6 protein-coding genes are annotated in these 11,061 nt (G+C 57.5%); 4 read left to right on the top strand and 2 right to left on the bottom strand.

The window, feature by feature from the left end; translation table 11 throughout:
* Positions 1–176 precede the first annotated feature (176 nt).
* On the bottom strand, positions 177–719 hold the full coding sequence (locus CHU71_RS01620) for a three-helix bundle dimerization domain-containing protein (protein ID WP_129720796.1): 543 nt from the start codon (positions 717–719) through the stop codon (positions 177–179).
* 500 nt (positions 720–1,219) lie between these two features.
* On the opposite strand from CHU71_RS01620, the gene CHU71_RS01615 reads away from it, so the two are divergent.
* Genes CHU71_RS01615 through CHU71_RS01600 form a run of 4 tightly spaced genes read left to right on the top strand, consistent with a single transcriptional unit; the run spans position 1,220 to position 9,368 of the window.
* Positions 1,220–3,214, top strand: coding sequence for a hypothetical protein (locus CHU71_RS01615; protein WP_147759959.1), 1,995 nt, complete (start codon positions 1,220–1,222; stop codon positions 3,212–3,214).
* A gap of 53 nt (positions 3,215–3,267) precedes the next feature.
* Positions 3,268–4,899 (top strand): class I SAM-dependent DNA methyltransferase, encoded by a 1,632-nt coding sequence (locus tag CHU71_RS01610; RefSeq protein ID WP_147759958.1) that lies wholly within the window; start codon positions 3,268–3,270, stop codon positions 4,897–4,899.
* 2 nt (positions 4,900–4,901) lie between these two features.
* Complete coding sequence (locus CHU71_RS01605; protein ID WP_147759957.1) at positions 4,902–6,110, top strand: restriction endonuclease subunit S; 1,209 nt, start codon at positions 4,902–4,904, stop codon at positions 6,108–6,110.
* A 39-nt stretch (positions 6,111–6,149) separates the two neighbouring features.
* Positions 6,150–9,368, top strand: a complete 3,219-nt coding sequence (locus CHU71_RS01600) for a type I restriction endonuclease subunit R (RefSeq protein WP_147759956.1) — start codon at positions 6,150–6,152, stop codon at positions 9,366–9,368.
* Here the strand turns inward: CHU71_RS01600 and CHU71_RS01595 are convergent.
* The gene (locus CHU71_RS01595) at positions 9,365–10,861 is read right to left on the bottom strand and encodes an ATP-binding protein (protein WP_255456370.1); all 1,497 of its coding nucleotides are present in this window, start codon (positions 10,859–10,861) and stop codon (positions 9,365–9,367) included. The genes CHU71_RS01600 and CHU71_RS01595 overlap by 4 nt on opposite strands.
* Between the last annotated feature and the right edge of the window lie 200 nt (positions 10,862–11,061).

The following is an 11,061-nucleotide window of genomic DNA, read 5'->3' as shown; positions in this document are numbered from 1 at the left end:
GCCGTGAGCACGACGATTAATCCGCACCGAAAAGGCCATAAAGGCGCTCGCATTCTCCATCTATTAAAAAGCAGAGCCTTCTATCTTTCGATGAAGGTCATCTGCTTTCGCCCTCGGATGAATCAACTCTGCGCCAAGAATCGGAGGCACTCGGCCTATCGCTTCTAGTTGGGAGATTAGGCCTCGACAGGGGCCTTATCGCCTACTGGCTCGATGCCCAGCTTGCCCAACATGTAAAGCACGCGGGCGCCGAGGTCATCAATAAGTTCGCGCTCTTCCTCTGGCGTATTGGCCGCAGCGATATCCCAAATCTTGACGTCCTTGCCTGCTTCGTCGCGTGGGATCTCGCGGCCTAGGTACACGATGAAGTCAGGCATGCTGACCATGCGGTTGTTGGGGTCAACCTCGGTGTGGAAATGAGCGGCGTCGGCAAGCAAGGCGTCGCCGGCCTGTTCCTTGGTCAATTCAACAACCTTCTCCGCAAGGGCGTGGTTGGTGCCGGCAGAGAAACGGACATGGATGCGGTGCCCGCCGAAGTATTCCTTTACCTCGCGTTCAACCAGAACAGGGATGAATTCTTCGACCGTTGCACCGGCAGTATGGCGCGCGATTGCCGCGTCTACCTCGGCGTCGATTTCCGCGGCAGCGTGAGTGTTGCCGTACAGGTCGTGGAGGTCCTGGCGCAGGGTCGCGAGGCGGTGATCATTGAGATGCGTCATGGTACTCACCCAATTACTTTCTGTTCTCTGTTTGTTAACCTAATGTTAACCTTACGGAGATTTGCCACCGGTTTCAACACCGACTCGCGACACGCGTAAACCGGCAAAGCGCCGGCGTACAGACACAAAAAGCCCGCCGAAGAAGATTCAAAGCTCCTCGTCGGCGGGGATTGAAGCAGGCAAGCTGTTTTAGTGGCCGCGCTCCTGCTCAAGCGCCTTGCCCTCGTTCCAGAACGGAGCCAGCTTGTTGTCGAACATGCTCAGCGCAGAGGCGATCGCCATGTGCATGTCGACTTTGAGGCCCGATCCCCACGAAAACCAAACCACTCTTGGGCAACACTCTTTTATTATTAATTAATCGGCCTTAAGCCCCCTTCAGGATAATTAACAGACTAAAAGCTGGGTACTTTAATCGAGTTCATTTAACGTATTGGACAGAGCGATCAGCGATGACCGCTCGCCCTTGTTCCCCATCACTACCCTATGAAAGGAGGCCTCAAGTGACCGCAACACTGACACTCGCCGATGTCGCCCGGCTGACCGGCGTTACGCGCCCCGCGGTCAACGAGTGGATTCAGCGCTTTAACTCAGAATCCATCGCGCCCTTCCCCTCCCCTTGCGGAGAACATGATGGCCACCCCTACTACGCCATCACCGAAATTCAAGATTGGCTGCGAGCAACTAAGCTCGGCCGCCGCGACACAGCCGTTGAAGATGCCCTCTTTTATTCTTCGCTCTACCGAATGCTGCTCCGCAATCCGGCACGCGCGGCGTTGGGCCTTTTGAACTGCAACACGGCTTCCTCCCCTCAGGATTTTTCGCCCTCTGCTGCAGTAATCGACTCTCTTACCGCGGCGTACCAGCGCGCAGCAGACAACATTCCTTCTGATGCCTCTGAAGCTGACATCGCACAAGCAGCAGAGCAGGTAGCCGAGGCAGCTTTCGGGCCCGCGACCGCGCTCGCCCGTCTTGCAGATGACCTCAGTGCTCAGCGCCAGGTAACACTCTCTTCCCGTTTTACTTCCCGCGCTATGCAAGCAGTATCGGAAGCCCTCACGTTAGAGAACCCAACTCCACCTATCATCCCTACTGATGAATACAGCCTAGGTTTCGTCACTGGACTCGCCCGGGAACTCGAAGAAACGCTGGCGCTCAACATCGGATACCGAAAGGACTGCGCACCAGACTCTCTCTATTGGGCGGAACTAGCGTGCCGAAACGTGGAATTCATCGACGCTAGCGAGGAGATCCCAGCGAATTCTCTCATCGTCCACGCTGCTCCTTCCCCTGCCAAGAATGCGCCCGAATACTTCGAGCACCTCCAGGACTTGCTCGACAACTTGGACGAGCGCGGCGCGATGTTCTGCATTTCCACCGCAGACATGCTTATCGAGGACTCTTTAGCGGAGGTCGTCCGACGGCGTTTCCTCGCACCGACTGAAACCGGCGCGATTGCACCGCTGCGTTACAGCGCACGGCTGCCCCGAGGCATTTTTCCGGACCGCGGACAGCAGCAGGGCGCACTATGGATTCTCAAGCGCCCTAATCGCGAGGCCATAGGCAACCCTGCCGATGCTGCTGCCGTTATCGCTGACGTGCCGGACCTTAAGACACCCGGTCTCGTCTCAGACTGGGCAACCATGCTCACCACACCGGATGAAGCGCGCAAGCACACCTTTGTCCGCGGTCGTATTCTTCGCGCCGCTGATGCCTGGCGCAGTCGTACTCATTCTCTCGATGACTCGGTCTTTTCTTCTACGTCGACGTCTTCCGCCGCCGATCTCATGCACACCGCGCATCAGGCAGGGTTAGACATCAGTTCAGCAGGGTTGGAGGACGCGCAGCCAAAGATTGGTATGCGCGCTGAGTCGGGGGCAACACGCCTTGAGTACCTACCGTGGAAGGCCGCGACCAACGCTCGCACTGGGGTACTGCAGAAACTCAGCGGCTCCCGCATTGCCGAACGTGATCTCGCCCCTGAAGCAATAGCAAAACTGGAACTCATCGGTGAGCCCGAAATTCTGGGGAGCATTCCACAGGGCGCACGTTGCATCGATCGTCTCCGGCTGGAAGACATTGCACCGCGCGGCACCCTCACAGAACCAGGGGACGTGGTCTTCATCAAGAGCCCAAGACCACGCGCACTCATCGATGAGGAAGGCGGCAAGCTAGTCACTGCACCGGCTCAAGCACTACGATGCCGCACCTTCCGTGGACGCAGCCACACTCCCTTGGAACAGGTCTGCATTCCCTACCTCGTAGAGAAGGCTATCAACGAAGCTGTCTCCTCCGAGTTGGGATCGGTGTACTTCCCCGTATTGCCTCGCAAGAATGCGCAGCACCTCAGCACAGTCGAGCAACAGCTCCGCGCACGACGCCAGCAGCTCTTAGAACAGTTACATAGCCTCGATGAACTTGAGCACGGCCTCGTCATGTCGATAGGTACCGGTGCTGTCACCATCGCTGAATCTCGTGCACAATCCCCACCAGGCTAATAACAGAGTTCAACATTCAAACACACAAACACCGTTATATGTAAGGAGAAAAAATGACTAACTCAGTCAAGGATGAGCAGAACGTAGAGGCTGCCTCCGCCACCACCCTCAAAGAGCTCAAGGACACTTTATGGAAGGCAGCAGACAAGCTGCGCGGTTCCATGGACGCCTCCCAGTACAAGGACATCGTCCTAGGACTGGTGTTCCTCAAATACGTCACTGATGCTTTCGATGCCCGGCGCGCGGAGCTGCGTGCTGAAGGCGAGGAGCGCGGGGATAGCGAAGAGTACATCCAGGAAGACCTGGAGGATATCGACGCTTACCGTGAGAAGAACGTTTTCTGGGTCGACCCCATCGCTCGTTGGACCTTCCTGCGTGACAACTCGAAGGGCAAGTCGGCCGACGCCGGCCAGGAGTACCAGTCCATTGGCAAGCTCATCGATAACGCGATGAAGCAGCTCATGCTGGACAATGAGTCGCTGTTAGGTACCCTGCCCACGAACTTCGCCTCGGAAAGCGTTGACCAGCGTCGTTTGGGCGAACTCATCGACTTATTCAGCACCACGCGTTTCACCGCGGAGGGGCCAGAACGCGCACGCGATTTGCTGGGTGAGGTCTACGAGTACTTCCTGGAGAAGTTCGCCCGTGCTGAGGGCAAGCGTGGCGGCGAGTTCTACACTCCCCGCCCTGTCGTACGTACCCTCGTAGAAATCCTGGAGCCGACCCAGGGTCGTGTTTACGACCCCTGCTGTGGTTCAGGCGGCATGTTCGTGCAGGCAGAGAAGTTCCTCGAGACCACGGAGAAGGACCGCACTGCTCTGGCCATCTACGGTCAGGAGCTCAACGAACGCACCTGGCGCATGGCCAAGATGAACCTGGCCATCCACGCCATTAGCTCTGCTGGCTTGGGTGAGCGTTGGGCCGATACCTTCGCTCGCGACATCCATCCGGATAAAAAGATGGACTATGTCATGGCCAACCCACCGTTCAACATCAAGGACTGGTCGCGCAACGAGGAAGACACTCGCTGGAAGTACGGCGTCCCGCCCAAGCGCAATGCAAACTTCGCGTGGATGCAGCACATCATTTCCAAGCTCACCCCTCAAGGTGAGGCCGGTGTTGTCATGGCCAACGGCACGATGACGTCGAACTCCTCCGGTGAAGGCGACATCCGCAAGGCCATGGTGGAAGACGACATCGTTTCCTGCGTCATCGCACTTCCTGCACAGCTCTTCCGCGGCACGCAGATTCCGGTCTGCGTCTGGTTCTTCGCCAAGGACAAGAAAGCTGGCTCCAAGGGCACCATCGACCGCACCAACCAGGTGCTCTTCATTGATGCCCGCGAGCTCGGCCACATGATTGACCGCACGGAGCGTACCTTCAGCGACGACGACATCGAGAAGATTGCAAACACCTACCGCCTCTGGCGCGGCCGCACCTCCGCACCGAAGGACGAGACTTACGAAGACATCGCCGGCTTCTGCAAGTCCGCTTCCCTCGACGACATCCGCGACTCCGACTTCGCCATGACCCCCGGCCGCTACGTCGGCTTCGCCGAAGCCGAAGAAGACGACGAGCCCATCGACGAGAAAATCACCCGCCTCACCAACGAGCTCACCGCCGCGCTTGACGACGCCGCCCGCCTCGACAAGGTTGTGCGCGAACAGCTGGGGAGGTTGAAGTAAAAATGACAACTATCCGACTGGGCGAAGTTGCAAAAATTAAGCATGGTTTCGCCTTTAAGAGCCAGTATTTCACGGAAGAAAAGGGCAGTTATATGCTCTTAACCCCTGGCAACTTTCAGCCCCGGGGAGGCTACCGGCCACATAAGCCAAAATATTTCGCCGGCCCGATTCCTATGGAATTTGTCTTAAATCCGAGTGAACTTCTTCTGCTAATGACAGATTTAAGCCGAGGTATCGACACACTCGGTTCCCCCCTTTTGGTCCCTTCTACTTCCGATTACTCGCTGCTACACAACCAGAGAATCGGCAAGATCACCAATCTCTCACCTGAAGTCAATAAAACCTGGCTCTACTACCGCTTGCAACTCGCTGACTATCACGATTACATAGTAGGAACCTCTACTGGCTCGACAGTCCATCACACCTCTCCCTCAACAATTTCAGAATTCTCGTTTGAAATTCCCGACTTAAAAGCTCAGAAGAAGATTGCAAAGGTTCTAGGAGCGCTCGACGACAAAATCAACGCGAACAATAGAATCGTAGACTGCACACTCGAGCTCCAACGCGCACATTGGCTAAAAGCCTTAGTCGGCGTTCCTAGCATCGATCTTTCTGAGATCACCTCACCGGTTTTGGGCGGTACACCAAAGCGCTCCGATGAAGCACTCTGGGAAGGAACCAACCTCTGGGCATCCGTCGCCGACATGACGAAAGCTTCTCACTCTCATCTGGTCGACACTGCGGAAAAGATCAGCGACGATGCAATTCAGACTCGACGATTTTCACCGCTACCAACAGGGGCTATATTGATGTCCGCGCGCGGCACCGTCGGACGTATTGTTTCCACAACTAAGCCAACGTCTTTCAATCAATCTGCATACGGTTTCGTTCCGCCTGAAGGTTATGGACCAGCATTACGACTCGCACTATCGGACGTGGTTGCAGAATTGAAGGCGAAATCGTACGGCTCCGTTTTTTCGACGATCACGAAGCACCAAATCAATGAGTGCACGGTTCCCGACGTGTTCAATCCTCAGTTCGATGAACTGCACACGCTGCTGAATACCCTTGAAAGCCGCATCATCGCTGCCGAATTGGAAAACCAAGCCCTCGCCCGGACCCGCGACGAGCTCCTTCCTCTCCTCATGAGCGGCCGCATTACGGTCGGTGAGGCGGAGGACGTTGCGGATGAGGCGGCGTCGGAAAGCTAAGCAGCCCCTATCCCCCTACAACTATCAAAGGAGATAATCATGTTGAGTGAAGAGGCCCTCGAACTCATTGTCCAGGACCACCTGGCTGAACTGGAATGGCAGGCTGGACACGGCCCGGACTTTGCGCCGGGCTCCGGCGAGCGCGACACGTGGAATGACATCGTGCTGCGCGGGCGTCTGCGCAACGCCGTGCGCAACCTCAACCCAGATGTGCCGGAGGAGTACCTCGACCAGGCGATCGGTGAGGTCATCACGCCGAAGTCGCAGTCCGCGATTGCGGAGAACAGGCGCATTCACCAGATTCTGGTGGAAGGCTACCGCGGTATCGAGTACATCGACCACGAGGGCAATATCCAGAACCCAACCATCATCTTCCTGTCCTCGCAGCCGCACATGAACGACTATTTGTCGCTCAACCAGGTCACCGTTGCGAACCTTGATGGAGAGCGTCGCTTTGATGTGGTCTGCTACGTCAACGGCATGCCGCTGGCATTCATCGAGCTGAAGAAGACGGGCGCTAATACCTCAATCGAAGGCGCCCACAACCAGCTGCAGACCTACGTCAAGGAATTCGGCATGGCCTTCCGCTTTGCCAATATTGTGATTCCTTCGGATGACCTCAGCGCCAAGTACGGCACGCCGTTTACTCCGTGGAACCACTTCGCACCGTGGAACGTGAATGAGGACGGCCGTCCTGTCCCATCCGACAACATGGTTGTGGCTGGCGAGCCGGTCACGCAGCTGGACCTGTTGCTTGATGGCCTGTTTAATGTGGAGCGTTTTGGGCAGCTCTACAGCGACTTCACGGCGTTCGATGACACGGCCGAGGGGCTAGTCATGCGCATAGCGAAGCCGCACCAGTACTTCGCGGTGACCAAGGCAGTGGGTTCCACGATCACGGCGGCGCGCGGCGACAAGCGCGCTGGCGTCATCTGGCACACGACGGGTGCCGGCAAGTCCATGGAGATGGAACTCTACACCGCCAAGATTATGCGTCGGTCCGAGATGCTCAGCCCGACCGTCATTGTGCTCAATGACCGTACGGAGCTGGATGAGCAGCTCTTTGAGACCTTCAACCGGTCCACCATCCTGCCGGAGGCACCGCGCAATATCGAGTCGCGTGCTGAGTTGCGTGAGCTGCTCTCGCAGAAGACCTCCGGCGGCATCTACTTCTCCACGCTCCAGAAGTTTGGCTTGAACGGGCAGGGTGAGTTGCGTGAGACCGAGCACCCGTTGCTCTCTGACCGCAGCAACATCGTGGTCATCGTCGACGAGGCACACCGTTCCCACTATGGCTTTGGCGATACCGCGGCTGATGGTTACGCACAGCACCTGCGTAATGCACTACCGAACGCCACCATGCTGGCGTTTACCGGTACCCCGCTCAAGGAGTGGGACCGCGATACGCGCAAGGTCTTCGGTGACGACGTAGATGTCTACGACATGAACCGCGCCGTCGAGGACGGTGCCGTGGTGCCCGTCTACTTCGAGCCGCGCCTCATCCCACTCAAGCGCATTGCTGGAATCACGGATGACGATATTGATGACTCTGCCGAGGAAGTGCTCACGGGTCTCGACGAGGTGGAGCGCGACCGGATTCAGCGCTCCGTCGCCGCGTTGGAAATCATTTACGGTTCCGACGACCGCTTGGATGCGCTCGCTGAGGCCTTTGTTCGCCACTGGGAAGACCGGCGCGAAAACATGCGGGAATTCATCGGTGCACCGGGCAAAGCGATGATTGTCACCGCCACGCGTTCCATTGCGGCACGCCTCTACTCCAAGATCGTGGCGCTGCGCCCTGAGTGGCATTCGGATGCCGATGACAAGGGAAAAATCAAGGTCATCTACTCTGCCGCGCCTTCGGATCCTGAAGAGCTCAAGGTTCATATGCGCCGCCCGAGCGCGCTCAAGGCCGTGAAGAACCGCATCAAGGACGTCGACGACGAGCTGGAAATCGCCATCGTTCAGTCCATGATGCTCACCGGTTTCGATGCGCCGCCCCTGCACACGCTCTACATTGACCGCTCGCTCAAGAGCGCGCTGCTGATGCAGACGCTCGCCCGTGTGAATCGCACGTTCCGGGACAAGCAGGATGGCCTCCTTGTCGCCTATGCTCCGCTGGTCGAGAACCTGGAAAAAGCTCTTGCGGAGTTCACCCTTAACCCTTCCGACGACGGAACCAAGGTCACAGGCCAGGACGTTGAGGAAGCACTAACTCTGGCGAAGGGATTCCTGGCTCGTCTCGACGACATTGTGGGAATCGAATGGAAGAACACCGCTTTCATCGATGACGCCAACCTTCGTCGTGCCCTGCTCGATGTCACTGGTTTCCTTCGCAATCCAAGAACCGAAGGCAACTACGACCCCGAGAAGCCAAACGCGCGTCCCGTCGCTGATGAGTTCAAGCGTCAGGCTGGAAGGCTCGCGCGTGCATGGGCGCTTGCGTCCAACAGCCCTGCCGCCGATGAATTCCGTCCGAGCGTGCAGTTCTATTCCGAGGTCAAGAACTGGCTCATCAAGCTCGATGCGAGCGACCGTGTGGCCAATGGCGAGCCGATTAGCGACTCCATCCGCAACGCCCTAGGCAAGCTGGTCGTTGATTCGGCTGAGGCCACCGGTGTCATCGACATCTACCGCCAGGCCGGGATTGAGATTCCGAACTTGCAAGATCTCACCGTCGACCTGTTCAAGGACAAACAATCCCCCTCTGAGGTCTCGTTGCTGATCGATGCGTTGCGCCGCCAGCTCCAGCAGGAAGCCCGCACCGCCACAGGAAACAACGAGCTGCGCTCCAAGCAATTCTCCGAGCGGATCACCGAGCTGATGAATCGGTACACCAATCAGCAGCTCACGGCCGCTGAAATCATCGCCGAACTCATCCGCCTGTCCAAGGAGATTGTCAAGGAAAGCAAACGCGGTGAACAATTCACCCCGCCACTAGGCAATGACGAGCTCACCTTCTTCGACGCGGTGTCGACAAACGAATCCGCAACCGAGCTCATGGACGACGAAGTTCTTGCTGAAATCGCACGCCAGCTCGTTTCCATGCTGCGCCGCGATGCGAAGACCGACTGGACAGTACGCGATGACGTGCGTGCGAAACTACGCCGCTCGGTCCGCAGGTTGCTACGCGACTACAAGTATCCACCGGACAAGGCGCCGGAGGCCATCAAGCTCGTGCTTGAACAGATGGAGAAATTCGCGCCAAGGTATTCAGCGGCGGCACGCGAACAAGGTGACGTTGAACACCGTGGTTAGCCCTGCAGCCGATAGCGCTGCTTCGGGCTCTTCAGCGGCTCAGTGCGCACGATGACGCCTTCCTCAACAAGTCCGTTGATGGTCCTGCGCACGCCGTTGAGGGACAGCCCTGCAGCCCCTGCCAATTCGCGGCTGGACGCTGTCCTGTGTTCGCGAAGATAGTCGAGCACGCGCCCGCGGGTTCCGCCGCCCAACGCCGCGGTGCGCTCCGGGGTAGTCGGATTTCGCCACGCAAAGGTGAGTTCAAATTCGGTTAATGAATCCCGTGGTACCGGCGGCGGCAGCAGCTGCCGCTCCAGTTGGTCGAGAATCTCGATATATCCGGTACCACGGTTTTCCGCAACGTACCCATCTCCGCCACCGGCAGGAGTCACCTCCAGCAACGCAGACAAATGCTGATTGCGCGCGCTAGACATACCCGCAGTGCCCAACCGATCAACGGTGACCGTTCCATAAAGACCACCGGGGTTAAGGATCTCCAGCCGGTCGACATACAGGTTCACTTGTACCTGCGTGCCCCGCGCCTGCGGCGAATAATCACGGTGCATAAGCGCATTAGCGACTGCCTCACGCACAGCCTCCGGTGGATAGTCCGGCAAGTCCTTACGGAAGACTCCCTCGATTACGCCTCCGACGCGCATATTGCGTCGGACTGCCCGCACGGCATCCGCGACCAGCACCGGAATGGGCCCCACCAGACTTTCGTTGTCGAGGAAGCGCTGCTTGCCTATTCCGGCCGATTTATCGGTGCCGGGATATGCTGCAAAGGTCACGTTGAGCCGCGGGAAAAACTGTTGCGGGTAAGTGCCCGCTGCCATAAGTCCGCCCAGAGTTGGCACTAGTTTTCCGTTGTCATTCCGGGTAATCAGGTGGAGCGCTAACATCGCCTCTTCATCGCTCAACCGTCCAAAAATGCGTTCATGGATGGAGCGCTCGCGGGCCAAGATCTCGGCCACAATGTCAGGATCCAGATCGTCGATGTCAGCAGCCGGAACCGGCTCCAGATCCCATTCCGGCTGGGTCTTGTTTTCCTCCAGCCGGTCAATCTCGTATGGCTTTAGTACGCGGTCCCCATCATGGACCCGGATATAGCTGCCGTGATACTTCGACTGGGAAACGACCCAGCAAGGCTTCTCAAAAGGAGCACATTCGGGAATGGTGCCAACGACAATGCTCGCGCCCTCCCACTCAACAATGTCGATCTGGGCGCGAACCGACGGGGTCACGTGGTCTGCGCATGCGCCAGCCAGGGCATCCGCCATGGCAGTAGCATCAAAGCCTGATACCGTAACGAACCCGTTGTCTTCATCCAGCCCCAAGATGATGATTCCACCGGTCCCGTTAGCAAAGGCAGAGATAGAGCGAACGAGCTTCTTGGGAAAACCTCCCGCAGCTGCCTTGACCTCGACGGCGCGCGTATCGGTGTCCTGAGATCGCAGGCTTCCAATGATCTCGGCGATCTCCGCCTGGTCATCGTCCCAGACCACAATCACTCACCCCCTATCAGCGCTCAACGCTCCTGAACACCCTCAAACACTACACACAACACTACACACACTGTGGGGTGTTGTGTGTAATGTTCATGCGCGTTCCTCGTCCGAAATTCTCACAGTACGGGATGATTTCGCAGGTCAATCATATTTTCCCGGTCTGCACAACACTACACAACACCACATACAACACACCACCCAAC

Origin of the sequence: Corynebacterium sp. LK14, from assembly GCF_008042215.1 — a bacterium.
GTDB classification, from domain to species: domain Bacteria; phylum Actinomycetota; class Actinomycetes; order Mycobacteriales; family Mycobacteriaceae; genus Corynebacterium; species Corynebacterium striatum.
This window is presented reverse-complemented; position numbering and strand designations above follow the sequence as displayed.

Coding starts and splice junctions, on each gene's coding strand:
- CHU71_RS01620 (WP_129720796.1), bottom strand. CDS start 719: ATGACGCATCTCAATGATCACCGCCTCGCGACCCTGCGCCAGGACCTC.
- CHU71_RS01610 (WP_147759958.1), top strand. CDS start 3,268: ATGACTAACTCAGTCAAGGATGAGCAGAACGTAGAGGCTGCCTCCGCC.
- CHU71_RS01605 (WP_147759957.1), top strand. CDS start 4,902: ATGACAACTATCCGACTGGGCGAAGTTGCAAAAATTAAGCATGGTTTC.
- CHU71_RS01600 (WP_147759956.1), top strand. CDS start 6,150: ATGTTGAGTGAAGAGGCCCTCGAACTCATTGTCCAGGACCACCTGGCT.